A 21675-nucleotide genomic window follows, 5' to 3' on the forward strand; every position below is an offset into this window, starting at 1 on the left:
TCACCAGAGCCTGCGGTAGCCGAGGTTGATGGACCAGGGGCGCTCGTAATAGCGGGCGCGGGCGTATTCATAATCCAGATACATCTGGCTGAGGTCATTGATGAGGTAGCTCGCGCCCAGGCCGAACTCCACCCGCTTCCCGTCGTAGGTCGGGGAGAGGTGCTTGTCGTGGGCGTGCAGCGTGCCGCCGTCCGAATCGACCGCGGCCGCGCCCAGCTTGCCGTAGGGGTGCCAGCGGCTGTCGCCGAGTTGGCGCCCGAAGCGCACCAGCGCGCGGTATTGGGCGGAGCGGATCGAGTCCTGCGTGACGTGGAGGCGGAGGTTGTCCGGCGAGGTGTCGAAGCTCTCGCCGGAGAGCCAGAGGATGGAGGCCTGCAACGCGGGCTCCACCCACCAGCCGTCGGCCCGCTGCAAGCGCCGGCCCGCCTCGACGCTGCCGCCGAGGGCCTGGCTGGTGTAGCGGCCCTGCACCGTGCGCAGCTCCGGCGTGCGCGCGTCGATGCGGTTGATGTAACGGCCGGCGCGCACGACGGCGTCGGCAAACCAGCCGTTGTCGTGCAGGCGCGTGAGGTAGGCGCCGAGCATCACGCTGCTGCTCGTGTTGCTGCCGCGCAGGTCGAAGTCGCGGTGAATCGAGCCGGCGTCGATGAAGGCGCCGAGGAGGTTCGCGGCGCTTTCGGTGCGGAAGCGTTTGTCCATGCCGGCGGTGAGGCCCCAGCCGTATTGGTCAAAACCGCGGCCGGTGACGCTGTTGGTCGCGTTCATGCGGTAGGCGCGGCTGCGCACCCAGAGGTTGCCGGCGCCGTGGGCAGACTGATCGGACTGGGCGGACGTATTTTTCAGGTTTTCGGCGCGGACCTCGCCCATGCGCAGGTGGAGGGCGTCGAGGGCGATGTTCCAGTCCAGCGGGATGGTGGAGGCGGTGTCGAGGATGACGTCGGCGGCGTTGGACAGGCCGGTGTCGGCCAGATACCAGTTGTTCGCGCCGGGCATGAGCGACGAGCCGTCGCCGCGATTCAGTTCGTAGGCGGTCAGGCCGAAGTCGATTTTTCCGTTGTTGGTGTCGAGGACAAACTCCGCCAGGCCGGAGCCGGTGGTGATGAGCTCGAAGGAGGCGCTTTGCCCGCCGGGCTGGCCGGTGTGGTTGACATGGACCTGGTGCGTGCCGGCGGCGTCGCCGTCGATGGCGAGGCTGTTGGCTTTCATGCCGGTGGCCGGGGTCATGAGGCCGGCGGCGCCGGTGAAGTCCACGTTGAACTCGAAGACGCCGGCGCTGGCGCCGAGGGTCCCGATGCGAGCGCGGTGGTAGGCGGCGGCGGGCGCGGCGCCGGCGGCAAAGTTGGCGGGCGCGGCGAAGGCGAGGAGGCCGCCGTTCAGGTGCAGCGTGCCGAGTTGCGCGGCGGGGGTGTCGATGCGGATGGCGGAGGCGGCGTTGTTGAGCGTGACCACGGTCGCGGCGGTGCCGAGGGCGTGGCTGGAGCTCATGGTGACGACGGCGTTGTCAATGTTGGCAAACGCCATGGTGTTGTCGCGGGCGAGCGTGAGCGTGCTGCTGATGACGGTGAGCGCGCCGGAGCCGCTGAAGGTGTTTTGCGAGACGCTGGAGGCGATGCCGCGATACTCGAAGGCGGCGCCGGCGGAGATGGCGACGCTGGCGGTGCCGAGCGCGGCGATATTGGTCGCGGCGAGGGTGCCGGTGCGGATTTGCGCGGCGCCGGAGTAGGTGTTGGCGCGGGCGATGGTGACGGTGGCGGCGCCGTCCTTGATGAACGCGCCCTGGCTGCCGGTGAACGAGGTGGCGAAGGTGCCGCCGGCGGCGGTGTCGAGGATGAGCGTGGCGGCGGCGGAGTTGAGCGCGACGGTGCCGGTGTCGCCGAGGCTTTGCACATGCGCGAGGCGCGCGGTGCCGGTGGTGTTGACGAAGGCGGCAAAGCCGGTGTTGGAGGCGAGCACGTCGAAGAGGCCGCCGGCGAGGGTCAGCGTGCCGGTGCCTTGCAAGCCGTCCGTGCCGGCAACATGTCCGCCGTTCGCGATGGTCTGCGCGGTGTGGTTGAGGTTGAGGGCGGCGCCGGCGGCGATGTCGAGGTAGCCGGTGTTGCCGAGCGCGCCGGTGGCGCCGGCGACGAGGGTGCCGCCGGTCACGAAGGTGGTGCCGGTGTAGGCGTTGCCGCCGTTGTTGAGCCAGATGGCGCCGGTGGCGGTGATTTGCAGGTTGCCGGAGCCGGTGACCTTGGCGTGCAACTCGTGGCCGCCGGGGGCGGTGCCGCTGGCGATGGCGCCGAGGAACGCGGTTTCGTGGTCGAGCACGGTCGTGCGGCCCGCGAGCAGGTCGAGCGCGGTGAGCGTGTAGGTGAGGCTCAGGCCGGTGTTGCCGGCGGCGGCGCCGAAGTCGTAGGTGCCGCTGGCGGTGACGGTGCCGGATTGCGTGATGTTGCTTTGCGTGGCGTTGCTGATTTCCGCGCCGTTTTGGTCAACGAGGTAACTGCCGGTGACGAGGGTCTTGCTGCCGGCGGCGAGGGTGTCGCTGGCAATGAGCTGGAGGTTCAGGCCCTCGTCCTGCTGGAGGATGAGGAGGCCGCTGTTGCCGGTGAAGCTGCCCGTGTCGATGCGGATGACGGTGTCGCCGACGTCGAGGACGCCGGTGCTGACGATGCCGGCGGCCTGCGTGCCGCTGGCGCCGAGGGAGAACGTCATCGTGCCGCTGCCGAGGTCGAGGTTGCCGATGTGCTGGGTGCCGGCGCCGACGGTGGCGTGGCTGTCGTCGCCGAGGATGAGGGTGGCGCCGGCGAGGGTGGCGGTGTTGTCGCCGGAGAGGTCGAGGGTGGCATGGCCGAGGACGAGGCCGCCGGCGAAGGCGGTGCCGGCGGAGGCGGCGAAGTCGAGCGCGTTGCCCGCGAGGCCAACGGAGAGCGAGCCGGTGCCGCTGAGGGCGCCGGCGTAGTTCCACGGGCCGGTGGCGGCGATGTCGAGCGAGCCGTCGATGCGCGTGGCGCCGGCGCCGAGGTTGTGCGTGCCGGTGACGCTGGCGGCGCCGGTGATGTCCCACGCGATGCCGGAATTGGTGCCGGTGAGGGCGACGGTGCCGCCGGTGACGCGGGTGGTGCCGCTGCCGGTGGTGTTGTTGCCGAAGGCGCCGCCGACGGCGAGGTCGAGGGCGTCGTCGTTCTGGATGCCGGCGGAGCCGAGGCCGTCGAGATCGCCGAGTGTGACGGTGCCGGAAACGATGGCGGCGCTGCCGGTGAAGGCGTTGGACTGGCTGATGGCCAGGTTGCCGGCGGCGGTTTTGACGAAAGCACCGGTGCCGGCGAGGGTATTGGCGAGGATTTCGGCGGCGGTGTTCGCCATCGTGAGCAGGCCGTCGAGGCGGATGTCCGCGGCGCCGAGGTTCGCGGTGCCGCTGGCGCCGAGCGCGGTGTTTTGCGCGATGTTCCACGTGCCGCTGAAGGCGTTGTTCGTGGCGGTGAGGGCGACGCTGGAGGTGGCGACGAGGGCGACGGCGCCGTCGCCGGCGATGGTCTTGGAGAGCGTGCCGGTGGCGTTGGCGAGGGCGAGTTCGGCGCCGGCGGCGACGGTGGCGATGCCGGTGGCGCCGATGGCCTGCGTGTGGTGAAGCACGGTCGTGCCGGTGACGCCGACATTGGCGGCGAAGGTCGCGTTGGCGCTGGTGATGTCAACCGCGCCGCCGAGGCCAAGGCTGCCGGTGCTCAGGCCCTGGAGACCACCGGCGATGGCGCCGCCGCCGATGGTCTGGGTGTTGCCCGCGAGGTCGTAGGCGGCGGTGGAGGTGACGGTCAGGTGGCTTGTGCGGCCGAGGGCGTCGTCGGCGCCGGCGATGATCGTGCCGCCGGTGATCGTCGTCGTGCCGGTGTAGCGGTTGGAGGCGTTGAGCGTGATGCTTTGCGTGGCGTCGAGCTCAAGGTGGCCGGAGCCGCTGATGACGGCATGGAATTCGTCGCCGGCGTAGGGCGCGGTGGTGTCGCTGGCGAGCAGGAGGGTGCGGCCCGCGAGGATGTCCACGGCCACGAGGCCGTAGCTGGCGTAGAGGCCGTGGTTGCCGGCGCTGTCGCTGGCGGACAGGCCGTAGCCGTAGGTGCCGGTGGCCACTTGCGTGCCGGCCTGGACGATGGCGGCGGTTTGCGTGGCGGTGACGAGCGCGCCGGTGTTCAGGTCAACGAGCGCGATGTTGTTGGGCGCGCCGATGGTGGTCGCGGAGCTGGCGAGCCGGGTGAGCGCGCCTTCGTCCTGCTGGAGGAGCGGGGTTTGCGGGACGGTGTGGGTCGTCGTGCCGGTGGGGATGCGCACGCCGACCGTGCCGCTGACGAGGCGGATCGTGCCGGTCGCGGCGATGAAGTCGGGCGAAACGATGTCGGCGGGGATGTTGGCATCGAAGTCCACGCGACCACCGTCGATGACGAGGCCCGCGAGGGTGTGCGTGCCGGTGGCGACCGTCGTGTGGTTGCCGGTGGAGGTGACAAGCGTGGCGGCGGCGAGGTCGCCGTTTGCGAGCGTGTAGGCGAGGTTGGAGAGCTTCGCGGTGCCGGTAAAGAGGCCGGACTGGAAGACTGACGGGCCGAAGGCGAAGGTGTTGCTGGTCGCGGTCAGGTCAACAGCGAGCAGGCCCGCGCCGTTGAGCGTGTTGGTGAAGGTGTGGGCGGCCACGTTGTTGAACGTCGCCGTGAGAACCGCGCCGCCGGCGACATCCACGAGGCCCGCGCCGAGCGCGGCGGTGTGGGTGACGCGGAGCTCGCCGCCCTGCACGCTGGTGCTGCCGGTGTAGCTGTTGCTCGCGCTGAGGACGAGGAGGCCGCTGTTGCCGGCGGTCACGGTCAGCGAGGCGCCGTCCCACGCGATGACGTTCGCGCCGGCGGCGTGCGGCGTGGTGTCGCCGAGGGTGACGTCAACGTTGAAGCTCTCGTTCGCGCCGAGGGTGAAGTTGCCGTGGCTCGCCGTCGTGCCGCTGAACCAGGCGAGTTGCGAGCCGAGCACGTAATCCGTTCCGCCGGTGATGAACGCGCCGAAGTTGAGGAAGTCCCTCGCGCTGGTGCCGCCGGTGACGCTGACGGTGGCGAAGTCGCCGCTGATGGTGTTGGTGTGGATGAGGATTTGCGCGGCGCTGGCGAGCGCCGACGCGCTGCCGCCGTTGACGAACTGCGCCGTGCCGCTGGCGTTCACCGTCAGCGTGCCGGCGTTGGTCAAGTCCGCCGCCGTCGCCGTGACGAACGCGCCGCGCGAGCCGAGCGTGCCGTCGAGCGTCAACGCCAGCGCGGAGGCGGCGTTTTGGAAATACGTGCCGGTGGCGACGATGCGGCCGCTCTCGCTGACCGTCAGCGCGCCCGTGCCGCTGCCGCCGACGGTGAAGTTACCGTTCGCGCTCCACAACGCCGTGCCGCTGACGGTGGCTCTGCCGAAGCCGGTGGTGTCGGTATAGCCCAAATAGACCGCGCCGCTGCTGATGCTGCCGCTCTCGGTCAGCGTCAGCGCGCCAGTGCCGTATTCGCCGACATAAAAGTCGCCGGCGTTCCATGCCGCACGGCCGGAAACAGTGCCGGTGCCGAGGCCGGGGCCGTCATAGCCAAAGGCCACTTTGCCGCTGCTGATGGTGGCGCTGTCGGTGAGCGTGAGGTGGCCGGTGCCGGAGTCCGCCACCCAAAATTCCTGGTCGGGGGCGGAAATCCAGACCGCCGTGCCGCTGACCGTGACCTCGCCGTAACCGCGCGCACCAACATAAACCATCCCGCTGCTCAGGGTGGCGCTGTCGGCAAGGGTGAGATAACCGGTGCCGTAATCGCCGACGATAACCGTTTGGTTGCCGATATTCCAAGTGACGCCGCCACCCACGGTGCCGGTGCCGGCACCGCCGATGTTTTCGCCCAAATAAAGATTGCCGCTGTTGATGACCGCGCCGCCGGTGGCGGTGAACACGCCGGTGCCGGAATTGCCGATAATGAAGTCGTCATCGTTGGTGCTCCAGAACGCCGAGCCGCTGACGGTGCCAATACCGACGCCGGTCGTGCCGTTGCCAAAATAAACATAACCGCTGCTGATGCTGCCGCTGTCGGTGAGCGACAGCGCGCCGGTAGTGGTGTCGCCGACGATGAAATCATTGCGATCGTTGTTAATGTAACCGCTGCCGGTGATTTGCAGTGTGCCGCCGTTCACGATGACCTCGCTCTCGCTGTTAATGCTGCCGGTGCCGGTGACGTTCAAGATGCCGCCGTGGACGGCGGTCGTGCCGGTGTAGCTGTTGCTCGCGCTGAGGGTGAGCAGGCCCCGGTTCGAGCCGGTGAGGGTGAGCGATTTGCCGTCCCACGCGGGGGCGAAGGAGCCGGAGGCGTGCGCGGCGGCGGTGGAGAGGGAAACGTCCACCTCGAAATTCTCCCCCGCCGCGAGGGTGAAGTTGCCGTGGCTGGTCCGGGTGCCGGTGAGCCACGTGAGGTTGTAGCCGATCTCGTAGTCCGCGCCGTTGTTCACCTTTTCCCCGCTGATCGTCAGGTAGTCGAGGGTGCTGGCGGCGCCGCCGAGGCTGACCGTGGCGAAGTCGCCCGCGATGGTGCCCGTGGTGTGGATGACGAGCTGGTTCGCGCCGTCGAGCTGGCTGGCTTTCAGGCCGCCGACGGTGCCGGTGTAGCCGAGGACGTTGAGGGTGGTGTTGTCGAGCACGGCGGCGGCGGCGGTGACGAACGCGCCGCGCGTGCCGCCGATGGAGATGCCCAACCCGGAGACGCCGTTCTGGAAATACGTGCCGCCCACGCTGACGCTGCCGCTGTCCGCGATGGAGAGCCAGCCGGTGCCGCCGACGCCGAGGGTGAAGTCGCCCGCCGCCTGAAACAGCGCCGTGCCGCTGACGGTGACGCTGCCGACGCCGGCGCTGCCGTAGCCAAGGAACACATAGCCGCTGGCGATGCTGCCGCTGTTGGTGAGCGTCAACGCGCCGCTGCCGGTGTCGCCGATGGTGAAGTCGCTGCCGTTCGTGTTCCAGAACGCCGTGTCGCCGACGAACACCGTGCCGCTGGCGGTGTCCTCGCTCGCGCCGAGCGCGGCGTAACCGCTGCTGATCAGGCCGCTGCCGGTGAGCGTCAACGCGCCCGCGCCGTGTTCGCCGACGCGGAAGTCGTTGTTATCGCTGTCCCACACCGCCGAGCCGCTGATGCTGATCGTGCCGCTCGCGTCCGCCTGGTCGCCGATGGAAACCTGGCCGCTGAGAATGCTGCCGCTTTGCGTGAGCGTGACCACACCCGTGCCGTCTTTCTCACCCACGCGGAAATCGCTGGAGTTGTTATTATACCACGCCGAGCCGCTGACGCTGATGGTGCCGCTCGCGCCGTTCAAGTAACCGAGATGCACCACACCGCTGACGGCGCTGCCGCTGCCAAGCAGCGCGACCACGCCCGCGCCGCCATTGTGGCCGATGAAAATTTCGTCGTTGTTGGTCGTGTTCAGGAAGCCCGTGCCGCTGATGCTGACGGTGCCGCTCGCGCCGGTTTGGTTGCCGATGTAACTGTAATCGGTGGTTTCGACCACGCCGCTGATGTTCAACACGCCCGTGCCGGCGTCGCCGACCGTCAAGCCGTCCGCGCCGATGCCCCAGAAGCCGCTGACGCTGACGGTGCCGCCATCAATGACGCCCGCTGCGTTGCTGCCCGTCCAGCCGGTGACGGCGAGCACGCCGCCGTTGACGGTGGTCGTGCCGGTGAAATTATTGCTGCCGCTGAGGATGAGGGTGCCGCTGTTCGCGGCGGTGAGAGTGAGCGACGCGCCGTCCCACGCGCTGCCGCTGGCGTTGGCGGTGCCGAGGTCGGCGGTGGTGTTGCTGAGGGCCACGTCCACGTTGAAGCTCTCGCCGCTGTTCAAGGTGAAGTTGCCGTGGCTCGCCGTCGTGCCGCTGAACCACGCCAACTGCGAGCCGAGCACGTAATCCGTCCCGCCGGTGATGAACGCGCCGAAGTTCAGGAAGTCCTTCGCGCTCGTGCCGCCGCTGACGCTGACGGTGGCGAAGTCGCCGGTGATGCCGTTGGTGGTGTGGATTAAAGTTTGCGCGTTGCTCGCGAGCGCCGATGCGCTGCCGCCGTTGACGAACGCCGCCGTGCCGCCGGCGTTCACCGTCATCGTGCCGCTGAGTTGCGCCGTGCTGGCGGTGATGAACGCGCCGCGATAGCCGAGGGTGTCGGTCAAGGTCAGCGTCAGCGTGCTGGGCGCGTTTTGGAAATACGTGCCGATGACGGCCAGCGAACCGGTGTCGGCAACCGTCAACGCGCCTTGGTTGCCGTTGAAGAAATCACCATTCGCCCGCCACAACGCCGTGCCGCTGACCGTCGCCACGCCGTAGCCGGAAGGAGAACCGTCACCCAGATAAACCGTCTGGCTGTTGATGCTGCCGCTCTGGGTCAGCACCAAGGCACCGGTGCCGGACACACCGATTTCAAAAGAACTGCTGTCATTCCAGAAAGCCGAGCCACTGACCGTCACCGCGCCGACGCCGGAGAAGCCGGAACCGATAATAATATAACTGCTGTTGATGCTGCCGTTGTCAGTGAGCACCAGCGTGCCGGTGCCGAAATTGCCAACTAAAAAGTCACCGCTCGTCCAGGACGCCGATCCGCTGATCGTGCCGCTGCCGACACTGCTGTCGCTGTAGCCAAAGTAAACAGCATCGCTGCTGATGCTGCCGCTCTCGGTCAGCGTCAGCGTGCCGGTGCCGCTGTCGCCGACGTAGAATTCATTGTCGTTGGTATTCCAAAACGCCGAGCCGCCGATGGTGCCAGTGCCAACGCCGGTCGTGTCGTCGCCGATCTCCACCCAATAGCTGCTAATCGCAGCACTGCCGGTGAGGATCAGCGCACCCGTGCCCGCACCGCCGACATAGAAGCCAGCGAAGGAACGGGTGGCATCCCAAACCGCCGCGCCGCTGACGGTGCCGGCGCCGGTCGCGCCGACTTCTTTGCCAAAATAAACCGCGCTGCTGCCGATACTGCCGCTGTCGGTGAGCGACAGCGTGCCGCTGGCGGTGCCGCCGATGATGAATTCGCTGCCATTGCCGCCCACATCGCTGTTCACGTAACCGCTGCCGGTGACTTGCAACGCGCCGCCGTTTACGATGACGTTCTCCTCGCTGTTGATGCTGCCGGTGCCGGTGACCAGCAGCAAGCCGTCGCTGACGGTCGTCGTGCCGGTGTAATTGTTCGACGCGGTGAGCAACAGCGTGCCGCTGCCGGCTTTGTAGAGTGATTTGCCATCCCAACCGTTGACGTAGGTGGAGGAACCGGCGAGGCCCATGGTGTCGCTGAGGCTGACGTTGGCGTTGAACGTGCCGCTGGTGACGGTGAAGGTGCCGCTGCCGTGGTTGGTGTCGCCGAACCAGCTCAGGTCAACGCCCGCGACATACGCGCTGCCGCTGGTGGTCTTGTAAACGCCGCCATACAAATAATCGGGCAGGTTCGCGCCGCCGTTGACGATGGTCGCCGTGGTGAACAAGCCGCCGATGGTGCCGCTGGTCGTGCTGATCAAAAGCTGATGGCCGCTGCCCAGCACGCTCGCGGCGTCGGCGAAGTTGGAGCCGGTGGCAAAGTTTTCAACGATGATGGTGCCGCTGACCGTCGCCGACGACGCGATGACGAAGGCGTCGTTCACGCCGCGTGACGACGCGCTGACGGTCAGCGTGCTGTTCGCGTTTTGCGAATACGTGCCGCCGACGGTGACGAGGCCGCTGCCGCTGATGGTGAGGTTGCCGGTGCCTCTGTTGCCGATGTAGCCGACGTAAAAGTCACCGCTGGAATTCCAGAGCGCTGCGCCGCTGATGGTGACACTGCCAAAGCCGGTCGTGTCATTGCCAAGATAAACATCACCGCTGCTGATGCTGCCGCTGGCGGTCAGCGCCAGAGCAGCGGTGCCGGCCTGGCCAATGGTGAAGGCACCGCTGTTCGCATTCCAGAACGCCGAGCCGCTGACCGTGCCGGTGCCAAAGCCGGTCGCGTCATAACCGAAGTTCACTGAGCCATTGCTGCGGATGCCGCCGCTGTCCGTCAGCGTCAGCACACCGGTGCCGGCGACACCGATGTAGAATTCGTCGCCAGCCAGCAACGCCGTGCCGCTGACGGCGGCGCTGCCGACGCCGGTGTCGGCGTTGCCCAAACTAACCATATTGCCGCGGATGCTGCCGCTGTTGGTGAGCAACAGCGCCCCCGTGCCACTGTCCCCGACAAACAGGCTGTCTGCCAAATTGAGCCAGCCGCCGCCGGTGACGGCGACCGTGCCGCTGCCGGTGGCTTGGTTGCCGATGCCCAGATTGTTTCCGGCATGAACCGTGCCGGTGACGGTCAGCGCACCGGCGGTGGTGTCGCCGATCACGAAGCTGTAGGAATTGGTGGCTGGGTCGTAACCAGTCGCCGACCAGTAGCCGCTGACGGTGGCGGTGCCGCCGTCAATCAGCGCCACGTCGCTGTCGGTGATGGCACCGGTCACGCTTAGCGAGCCGGCGAGGACGCTGGTCGTGCCGGTGTAGCTGTTCGACGCGCTCAGTATCAGCGTGCCGCTGCCGGCTTTGTAGAGTGATTTGCCATCCCAACCGTTCACGTAGTTCGTCGCGCCGGCGAGACCTATGGTGTCGCTGAGGCTGACGTTGACGTTGAACGACGTGCCGCTGGCGACGGTGAAGGTGCCGCTGCCGTGGTTCGTGTCGCCGAACCAGCTCAGATCAACACCGGCGACGTAGGCGCTGCCGCTGGTGGTCTTGTAGACGCCGCCGTAGAGGTAATCGGGCAGGTTGGCGCCGCCGTTGACGATGGTCGCGCTGGTGAACAGGCCGCTGATGGTGCCGCTGGTCGTGCTGATTAAGAGTTGGTGGCCGCTGCTCAACACCGCCGCCGCGTCGGCAAAGTTGGAGCCAGTGGCAAAGTCCTCAACGATGATGGTGCCGCTGACGGTTGCGCTGCTGGCGATGACGAAGGCGTCGTTCAACCCGCGTGCGCTGGCGCTGACGGTCAGCGTCGAGTATTGGTTTTGCGAGTAAGTGCCGCCCGCCGTCACCAAGCCGCTGCCGGTGATGGTGAGCGCGCCGGTGCCGCTTTCGTTGCCGACACTGAGATTGCCCGCCGCGGTCATCAAACCGCTGCCGCTGATCGCGACCTCACCGTAGCCGCTGCCGTAGCCGACCGCGCCGCCGATGGAAATGACGCCCAGGGATTGCGCCGTGCCGCCGCTGACGGTGAGCCAGCCGGTGCCGCTGCTGCTGCCGATATACATTCCCCAGTCGGTGTTTTCGGTCGCCAGCAATAAACCGCCGCTCATGCCAACCGTGCCCGTCGCGGCGTAACCGACATACACCTCGTGGCCGCGCGCCGTGCCGCTGCTCATGCTCAGCGTGCCGGTGCCGCCGCCCCAGCCGACCGCAAAGGAATTATCGCTGCCGTCCAGCAAACCGTTGCCACCGAGGGTGACCCCGCCGCTGCCGCCGTCGCCAATGTAAACACCGCCGCTGCCGTAGGGGTTGCTGCCGCTGACGGTGCCGCCGTTGATCACCAAAACGCCGGTGCCGCTGTTGCCGCCGCCGACATAAATGCCGACGCCGGCGAGATAGCCGCCGGCCACGCTGCCGCTGCCATACGCGCCGTCGCTGTAACCAAAGCTGACACTGTTTTGAGCGAGAACGGTGCCGCCGTTCACCAGCAGCACACCCGCGCCTTCGCGGCCAACATAAATCAAACCATCCGCGCCGAGATAACCGCTGACGCTGACCGTGCCGCTGTCGGTCACGCCGTTACCGATGTAAACTTCCGCCGTGCTGCCCGTCCAGCCGGTGACAGCCAACACGCCGCCGTTGACCGTGGTCGTGCCGGTGTAGCTGTTGCTCGCGCTGAGGATGAGGGTGCCGGTGTTGGTGGCGGTCACCGTCAGCGACTTGCCATCCCAGGTCGCTCCGCTGGCGTTGGCAGTGCCGAGGTCGGCGGTGGTGTCGCTGAGGGCCACGTCAACATTGAAGCTCTCGCCGCTGTTCAAGGTGAAATTGCCATGGCTCGCCGTCGTGTTGCTGAACCACGCCAGTTGCGAGCCGAGGACGTAGTCGGTGCCGCCGGTGATGAACGCGCCGAAGTTCAGGAAGTCGCGCTGACTCGTGCCGCCGGTGACGCTGACGGTGGCGAAGTCACCGCTGATGGTGTTGGTGTGGATGAGGATTTGCGCGCTGTTCGCCAGCGCCGACGCGCTGCCGCCGTTGACGAACGCCGCCGTGCCGCTGGCGTTCACCGTCATCGTGCCGGCGCTGGTCAAGTCCGCCGCCGCCGCCGTGATGAACGCGCCGCGCGAGTTGAGCGTGCCGTCGAGGTTCAGCGTCAGCACGGACACGTCGTTTTGGAAATACGTGCCGCCGGCGACGATGCTGCCGCTGTTGCCGACCGTCAGCGCGGCGGTGCCGGCGCTGCCGTTGTGGAAATACCCGCCGACCGCGAGCAAGCCGCTGCCGCTGACCGTCATGTGGCCGTAGCCGCCGGCTTGGCTAATGGAAGCTTCCGCCGCCGTCACCGTGCCGCCGGTCACGGTCAGGTAACCAGTGCCGGTGCCGCCGGTGGCAATCCCAATCTCACCGCCGACAGTGACCAACCCGCCGCTGATGGTGCCTTCGGCGTGACCGTCACCGGTGGCCAAATTGAAATAGCCGGCGGTCCGCACGGTGCCACCGGCCACGGTCAAGTAGCCAGTGCCGGAATTGCCGATTTCCACGCTTGCATTCGTGTTCAGCAAACCGCCGCTGATGGTGCCGGTGCCGACGCCGGTGTAACCAAAATAAACATCGCCGCTGCTGATGCTGCCGCCGGCGGTGAGCAGCAGCGTGCCAGTGCCGCTGTTGCCCACATATAATTCGTTGCCAATGGCCCAGAACGCGGAGCCGCTGACGGAGACGCTACCGACGCCGGTGTCAGAATTGCCGATATAAACACTGCTGCTGCGGATGCTGCCGCTGTCGGTCAACAGCAGCGTGCCGCTGCCGCCCATGCCGACGTAGAAGTCGCTGGTGTTTTGCCAGTACGCCGAGCCGCTGATGCTGACCGCGCCGGTGGCGGTGGAGCCGGAGCCGATTTCAACCACGTCATACACGTAAATGCTGCCGCTCTCCGTCAGCGTCACCGCGCCGGTGCCGCTGTCGCCGACCCTGAACGCGCTGCCCGCATACCAGTACGCCGAGCCGCTGACGTTGAGGGTGCCGCTGCCGGCGGTGCCGGTGCCGAGCCAAGTCACGTCGGTGCTGACGCTGCCGCTGTCGGTCAGGTTCAGCACGCCGGCGCCGCTGCCGCCGATGACAAAGGTGTTGCCCATGAGCGCGCTGTTGGTGGTGCTCCAGTAGCCGCTGCCGCTGACCGTCGCCGTGCCGCCGTCAATCAGCGTGCTGTTGTTGCCAATCACACCGGTGAGCAGCAATTCGCCGCCATAAACGAAGGTCGTGCCGGTGTAGCTGTTGCTCGCGCTGAGGATGAGGGTGCCGCTGTTGGTGCTCGTCACGGTCAGCGAGCGGCCATCCCATGCGATGACGTTCGCGCCGGCGGCGTGCGGCGTGGTGTCGCTGAGGGCCACGTCAACATTGAAGCTCTCGCCGCTGTTCAGGGTGAAGTTGCCGTGCGATTGGTTGGTGTTGCTGAACCACGCGAGTTGCGAGCCGAGCACATAGTCCGTGCCGCCGGTGATGAACGCGCCGAAGGTGAGGAAGTCGCGCTGGCTCGCGCCGCCGCTGACGGTCTTGGTGGCGAAGTCGCCGCTGATGGTCGAGGTGTGAATCAGGATTTGCGCCCCGTTCGCCAAGGCGGACGCGGAGCCGCTGCCGTTGAACAGCGCGGTGCCGCTGGCGTTGACGGTCAGCGTGCCGTCGAGTTGCGCCGTGCTCGCCGTGACGAACGCGCCGCGATAGCCGAGCGTATCGGTCAGGGTCAGCGTCAGCGCGGAGACGGCGTTTTGGAAATATTCGCCGGTGGCGGTGACGCTGCCGCTCTCGCTGACCGTCAGCGCGCCCGTGCCGCTGTAACCGTTGTTAAAGTCGTAGTCAGCCAGCCAAAGCGCGGTGCCGCTGACGCTCGCGCTGCCGTTGCCGTCGGCTTGCTCGGCAAGCATCACATAGAGGCTGCGGATGCTGCCGCTGCCGTTCAACACCAACACGCCGGTGCCGCTGTCGCTGACAATGAAGTTGCCGCTGGTGACATTCCAGAACGCCGAGCCGCCGACCGTGACGCTGCCGAACGCGCCGGCGTCCCGCCCGACCACCACTTGGGTGTTGGTGATGATGCCGCTGCCGTTCAACGTCACCGAGCCGGTGCCGCCGGCCACCGCGCCAATAAAGAAGTCACCCGCGGTAACACCGCCGTTTTGGGTGACCGTCAGCGCGCCGAACCCTTCATTGCCAACAATGAAGTCATAAGTGTTCGTATTCCAAGACGCGCTGCCGCTGACGGTGACGGCGCCAGTGCCGCTGACGTTGCTGCCCACGCCAACGTAATTGCTGCTGATGCTGCCGCTGTCGGTCAGCGTCAGCGCGCCCATGCCTTCGTTGCCGACATAGAAATCATAACCGCCGGTGTCCCAGAATGCGGAACCGCTGACGGTGCCGGTGCCGGCGGCGTTTTCATAGAGGCCGAAATAGGCCGCACCGCTGGTGATGCGGCCGGTGCCGGTGAGCAGCAGGAAGCCCGTGCCGTAGTAGCCGGTGATGAGGTCGTTTGCGTCGATGTCCAGCCTGCCGCGCACGGTGACGGCACCGGTGCCGGCGGCATCCTCGCCAAGGAAGGCTTGCCCGGAGACGGCGACGCTGCCGGTGGCGGCGATGTCCAGCACGCCGGAGCCGCTGCCGCCGACGACGAGGTTGTTATTGTTCGCGACGCCCCAGAAACCGCCGCCGCCGACATTGACGGTGCCGCTGTTGCCGGCGCTCGCGCCGATGAGGCCCGCCGCGGTGCTGCCCGTCCAGCCGGTGATGGCGAGCACGCCGCCGTTGACGGTGGTGGCGCCGGTGTAGGTGTTCGACGCGCTGAGGATGAGCGTGCCGCTATTGCTGGCGGTCACCGTCAGCGACTTGCCATCCCAGCCGCCGGCGTAGGTGCCGCCGCTGACGAAGTTGTTGGTGTCGCTGAGGCTGACGTTGACGTTGAAACTCGTGCCGCTGGCGACGGTGAAGTTGCCGTGGCCGCTGGCCGCGTCGCCGAACCACGCGAGGTTCATGCCGGCGACGTATTGTTTGGCGTCGGCGGTTTTGTAGATGCCGCCGTAGAGATAATCGGGCAGGGTCGCGCCGTTGAAGTCCGCCAGCGTCGCCGTGGCGAAGACGCCGCTGATGGTGCCGGTCGCGCCCGCGCCCGTCGCGCTGATGAGGACTTGGCGGCTGCCGCTGAGGACGGCCTGCGCGTCGGCGAAATCGCCGCCGGTGCCGAAGCCGCTCACGCTGATCGTGCCGCCGACCGTCGCCGAACTCGCGGTGATGAAGGCGTCGTTCAAGCCGCGCGTGCTGGCGTCGAGCGTCAGCGTGCTCCTCGAACTCTGCAAGTATTCGTCAGCAATGGTGACGAGGCCGCTGCCGCTGATGGACAACCAGCCGGTGCCGGTGAGACCCCACGATTCATTACCGCCGAGATAGAGATAGCTGCCGGTGGCGAGCAAGCCGCTGCCGCTGACGCTGATGGAGCCGCTGCCGTTATAGCCGACGTAAATCCGGTCGTCAAAGTTCACCACGCCGCCACCGGTGATGTTCAGGTTGCCCTGCCCGCCGTCGCTGATGCCGAGGTAGAGGTCGTTGGCGCTGCGCCACACACCGGCGACATTGACCGTGCCCAAATCATCATCACCGCTGCCGATGTAGTCCATGTTGTTGCCCGCGCCGCCGATGACAGTGCCGCTGGCGGTGATGTTCAACACGCCCGTGCCACTGGCCCCGACGTAGAGGTAGCGGCCAATCTGCCACACGCCGGACACCTCCGCCACACCGTAACCGCCGTTGCCGATTTCAGTGGCACCGTCCAAGCTGATCACGGTGCCGCCCACCGCGACGTTGACATGACCGCTGGAGTTGTTGCCGTTGCCAACATAGAAACCGGTGCCGCTCCAGAGGCCGCCGGCGTTGACGGTCACCGTGCCGGAGTCACCGGCGTTGAAGCCGCCGACATACCCATACTGGTCGCTCACGGTGCCGCTGATAATCAACGAACCGGTGCCGCTGTTGCCGATATAAAGATCGTCGCGCACACCCCAATAACCGCTGCCGCTGACGATGGCCGTGCCGCTGTTGCCGCCAACCGAGCCCGCCGCGCTGCTGCCCGTCCAGCCGGTGATGGCGAGCACGCCGCCGTTGACGGTGGTGGTGCCGCTGTAGGTGTTGCTCGCGCTGAGGATGAGGGTGCCGGTGTTGGTGCTCGTCACCGTCAGTGAACGGCCATCCCAGCCGGTGGCGTAGTTCGCCGCGCCGCCGAGGCCCATCGTGTCGCTGAGGCTGACGTTGACGTTGAAGGTGCCGCCGTTGACGGTGAAGTTGCCGCCGCCGTTGTTGGTGTCGCCGAACCATGACAGATTCACGCCCGCGACATACGCGCTGCCGCTGGTGGTCTTATACACGCCGCCATATAAATAATCCGGCAGGTTGCTGCCGCCGTTGACGATGGTCGCGCTGGTAAAGACGCCGCTGATGGTGCCGCCGGTCGTGCTGATTAACAACTGGTGGCTGCTATCCAGCACGCTTTGCGCGTCGGCGAAGTTGCTGCCCGTCGCAAAATCCTCGACGATGATGGTGCCGCTGACCGTCGCGCTGCTGGCGATGACGAAGGCGTCGTTCAAGCCGCGCGAACTGGCGCTGACGGTCAGCGTCGAGTTCGCGTTTTGCGCATAGGTGCCGCCCGCCGTCACCAGGCCGCTGCCGGTGATGGTCAGCGTCCCCTTGCCGTCCGCGCCGCTGACGGTCGTGTCACCGCCGCCGAGGTAAAAGCCGGCGTCGGCCGCCAGCACGCCGCTGCCGCTGACCGTCACCGTGCCGGTGGTGTAGCCGTACATGCTGTGCGAGCCGCCGACGGTGACATTGCCGGCGGCATGAACCGTGCCGCTGTCGGTGATGTTCAATTTCGCGTTTTGGGTGCCGGCATAGCCAACCACGAGCCGCCCGCCGACATCCAGCAGCGCGTTGCCGCCGACGCTGACCGCGCCGCTGCCGCTGCTGACGTAGCTAATCCAGAAGTCGGAGCCGGCGCGGATGCTGCCGCTGTCGGTGAGGTTGACCGCGCCCGCGCCGTAGTAACCGGCGATCATTTGCGTGGCGCTGAACAGATAGCCGCTGTCACTGACATTGATGGCGCCGCTGCCGTTCGTGTAACCCGCGACCACCGACCAACTGCCGCCGCCGTCGATGCTGCCGCTGACGGTGCCGGTGACGTTCAACACGCCCGTGCCGTTGCTGCCAACGATGATGCCGGTGGAATTGTTGCCACCCGTCGCGTTGAGATACCCGCTGACGTTGACCGTGCCGCTGGTGCCCGCGCTGCCACCGATAACAACTTGCGCCGTGCTGCCCGTCCAGCCAGTGATGTTCAGCGCGCCGCCGTTGACGATGGTCGTGCCGGTGTAAGTATTCGTCGCGCTGAGAATCAACGTCCCCTCGCCCGTCTTGGCCAGCGATTGGCCATCCCAGCCGTTGAGAGCCGACGGGCGGTTTTGCAAGCCAATGCCGTTGACGGTGACTTCATCCTCGACGCCATGCAAGTTGTCCACGGTGAAGGTGCCGCCGGCCACGTTGAACGAGCCGGTCGCGTGCGTGTTGTCACCATACCACGCGAGTTTGTAACCGATGACGTAATTGGTGCCGCTGTCGGTCTTGTAAGCGTCGGCGATGACGTAGTTGCGCGCGCTCGTCAAGCCGGCCAGGTCCCTGGTGCCGAAGTCACCGCTGATGGTGCCGCCGGTCATGCTCATCAACAGCGTCGCGTCAGAATACAACGCGCTGGCGGTGGCCGCCGTGCCGCTGGCCTCCGCGCCGGTGACGCTCAGCGTGCCGCTGATGGTCGCCGTTTGCGCGATAACGTAAGCCGCCGCTCGCGTGGTGTCGGTGATGGCGATGACCAGCGTCGAGTTCGCGTCCTGCGTATAGGTGCCGCCCGCCGTCACCAGGCCGCTGCCGGTGACGGTCAGCGCGCCGGTGCCGCTGCCGCCGTTATTAAAATTGCCCGCGCCCGCCAGCAGGCCGCTGCCACTGACCTCGATGCTGCCGGCGCCGAAATAGCCCAAGTCAACGCTGCCGGCGACGCTAACCGAGCCGCTTTCGCGAATGGCCAGCACGGGGCTGGTCAGGCTGGAAACCCGGAGCGCGCTGCCGCTCGTCACGAAGCCGGAGCCGCTGACAATGGCGCTGCCGTGCTCGACATTGAAGTAGTTGCCGGTGGAAACGGTGCCGCCCGTCACGGCCAGCGTCCCCGTCCCGTCGTAAGAGCCAATCGTGAGATAATTATCCGCCCGCAGCAAACCGCCGCTGACCGTGGCCGCGCCGCGACCGCTGTAGTAGCCGATGGCGACGGAACTGTGGCCGTGGACGATGCCGCCCGTCACGGTCAGCGCGCCCTCGCTGGCGGCATTCTGCTGGCCGATGTTAATTTCGCCGAGCACATCCAGCAACGCCGAGTCGCCGACGGTGACCGCGCCCGTGCCGGCGTTGGACGTGTAATATTCCCCGCCGACGAGCAGCGAGGAACCGACCGTGACGCTGCCGCTGCCGGTGAGATTCAACACACCCGCGCCGCGAGCGCCGACATTCAGGACGCTGGCAGTGCCCAGCCAGCCGCTGCCGCTGACATTCACCGTGCCGGTCGCGTCCGCCCGGTAGCCCACGTAAGCAGTGCTGCCGGCGCTCACGCTGCCGCTGTTGGAGATGTTCAACACGCCCGCGCCGCTGCCGCCGACATAGAGGTTGCCGGTCGATCTGAGGTAGCCGCTGACGTTGACGGTGCCGCTGGCGGTCGCGCCCGCGCCGATGACGACTTCCGCGTTGCTGCCCGTCCAGCCGGTGATGGCGAGCGCGCCGCCGTTGACGGTGGTCGTGCCGCTGTAGCTGTTGCTCGCGCTGAGGATGAGCGTGCCGCTGTTGCTCGACGTGACGGTCAGCGAGCGGCCGTCCCACGTCGCGCCGCTGGCGTTGGCGGTGCCGAGGTCGGCGGTGGTGTTGCTCAGGGCGACGTCCACGTTGAAGCTCTCGCCGCTGTTCAGGGTGAAGTTGCCGTGGCTGGCGGTGGTGGCGGAGAACCACGCGAGTTGCGAGCCGAGGACGTAATCGGTGCCGCCGGTGATGAACGCGCCGAAGTTGAGGAAATCCTTCGCGCTGGTGCCGCCGGTGACGCTGACGGTGGCAAAGTCGCCGCTGATGGTGTTGGTGTGGATGAGGATTTGCGCGTTGTCCGCCAAGGCCGAGGCGCTGCCGCCGTTGACGAACGCCGCCGTGCCGCTGGCGTTCACCGTCAGCGTGCCGGCGCTGGTCAAGTCCGCCGCCGTCGCCGTGACGAACGCGCCGCGATAGCCGAGGGTGTCGGTGAGGGTCAGCGTCAGCGTGGAAAGATTATTTTGGAAATACGTGCCGGTGGCGGTGACGCCGCCGCTGGCGCTGATGGAGAGGTTGCCGGTGCCGGTGGTGCCGTTGTAAAGGTCGCCGGTGATATTCCACAGGCCGGTGTCGCTGACGGTGACGGTGCCGGGGCCGCTGTAGCCGATGCGGCCGTTGCCGCTGCTCACGGAACCGCTGCCATTGATGCTCAGCGCGCCGCCGCCGTTGTAACCGACATAGAAGACGCCGCTGTCAGACAAATAACCGCTGCCGCTGACGCTGATGCTGCCGGAGCCGCCGGCGGAATAGCCGAGCATGACGGAGGTGCTGTTCACCGAGCCGCCGCCGTTGATCGTCAGCGCGCCGGTGCCGGTGATGCCCAGATAAAGGGCGGCGTTATTCCAGTAACCGGTGTCGCTGACGGTGACGCTGCCGAAGCCAGCGTAGCCCACGTAAGCGGCAGCGGTGTTTTGCACCGAGCCGCTGCCGTTGATGGTCAGCGCGCCGGTGCCGTTGTTGCCAACATAGAGCGCGCCGGTGTTATTCCAATAACCAGTGTCGCTGACGGTGACGGTGCCAAAGCTGTTGGCGTTGTTGCCAATGCGGCCTTCCGTGTTTTGCACCACGCCGCCGCCGTTGATGGCCAGCGCGGCGGTGCCGCTGCCGCCGATCGTGAGGGTGCTGCTGTTATACCAAACGCCGTTGCCGCTGACGCTGGCACTGCCGCGGCCGGTGGCGCCATTGCCAATGACCGCGTAGTTATTCTTCACGCTGCCGCTGCCGTTGATGGTCAGGACGCCGGTGCCGGTGTTGCCAACATGGAGGTAGCTGTTGTTACCGGTGGCGTCGTTATACCAATAGCCGCTGCCGCTGACGGCGACGGTGCCGCTGCCGGTGCCGGCGTTGCCGATGCGGGCATCCATGGTGTTTTGCACGCGGCCGCCGCCGTTGATGACCAAAACGCCGGTGCCGGCGTTGCCAATTTGAAGGGTGGCGGGATTATACCAATAGCCGCTGCCGCTGACGGTGGCGCTGCCGAAGCCGCCGGCGAGGGCGCCAATGGCGCTGGTCGGGGCGGCAATGTTCACCGAGCCGCTGCCGTTGATGGTCAGGTAGCCGGTGCCGGAGTTGCCCACTTGGAAGCCGCCGTTGACATACAAATAGCCGAGGTCGCCGACGCTGACGCTGCCGTAACCGGTGCTGCCGGAGCCGATGGCCAGGGCGGTGTTATTGCTGGACACCGAACCGCTCTCGGTGATGGCCAGGTAGCCGGTGCCGCTGTAGCCAACCCGGAACTCGGGGCTGGAGTTATTCCAAAAGCCGCTGCCGCTGACGATGGCGCTGCCGTAGCTGTTGGTGCCGGAACCAATGTGGGCGCCGGCACTGCGCACCGAGCCGCTGTCGGTGATGGTCAGGTGGCCGGTGCCGGAATTGCCAACCGCGAGATTGCTCTGGTTATACCAGTAGCCGGTGTCGCTGACGGTGACCGTGCCGCTGCCGGTGGCGGCGTTGCCAATGTAACCGCCCGCATCCTGCACCGAGCCGCTGCCGTGGATAGCCAGCACGCCCGTGCTGTCGCTGCCGATGGTGAGGATGCCGGCGGTGCCAGTGCCGAGGTTCCACGAACCGGTGACATCGAGAGTGCCGCCGTTGACGAGGCCCACCGTGCTGCTGGTGATCAGGCCCGTCACGCCAAGCGCACCGCCGAGCACGCTGGTCGTGCCGGTGTAGGTGTTCGTCGCGCTGAGGATGAGGGTGCCGTCGCCCGTCTTGGTCAGCGAGCGTCCATCCCAGCCGTTAATCGGCGAGACGGGGCGGTTTTGCAGGCCGATGCCGTTGGCGGTGAGTTCCAGCTCGACGCCGTACAAGTTGTCCACGGTGAAGGTTTCGCCGCCGGCGAGGTTGAACGAGCCGGTCGCGTGGGTGTTGTCGCCATACCACGCGAGCTTGTAACCGGCCACGTAATCGGTGCCGCTGTTGGTCTTGTAGGCGTCGGCGACGAGGTAGTTGCGCGCGCTGGCGGCGAGGTCAAGGTTCTTGCCGGTGAAGTCGCCGCGAATGGTGCCGCCGGTCATGTGCAGCAGCAGCGTGTGGTCGGCGTAAATCGCGCTGGCGGTGGCCGCCGTGCCGCTGGCGTCCGC

1 protein-coding gene (running past one end of the window) is annotated in these 21675 nt (G+C 67.0%); it reads right to left on the reverse strand.

The features are described from left to right. Positions 1–21675, reverse strand: the 3' end of a protein-coding gene (locus OH491_RS24375; protein WP_342750741.1) for an autotransporter-associated beta strand repeat-containing protein. Its footprint extends 29163 nt past the window's final position; the window shows 21675 of its 50838 coding nt (coding positions 29164–50838); its start codon lies beyond the right edge, outside the window; the stop codon is at positions 1–3.

The organism is Termitidicoccus mucosus, assembly GCF_038725785.1.
Lineage (GTDB): Bacteria > Verrucomicrobiota > Verrucomicrobiia > Opitutales > Opitutaceae > Termitidicoccus > Termitidicoccus mucosus.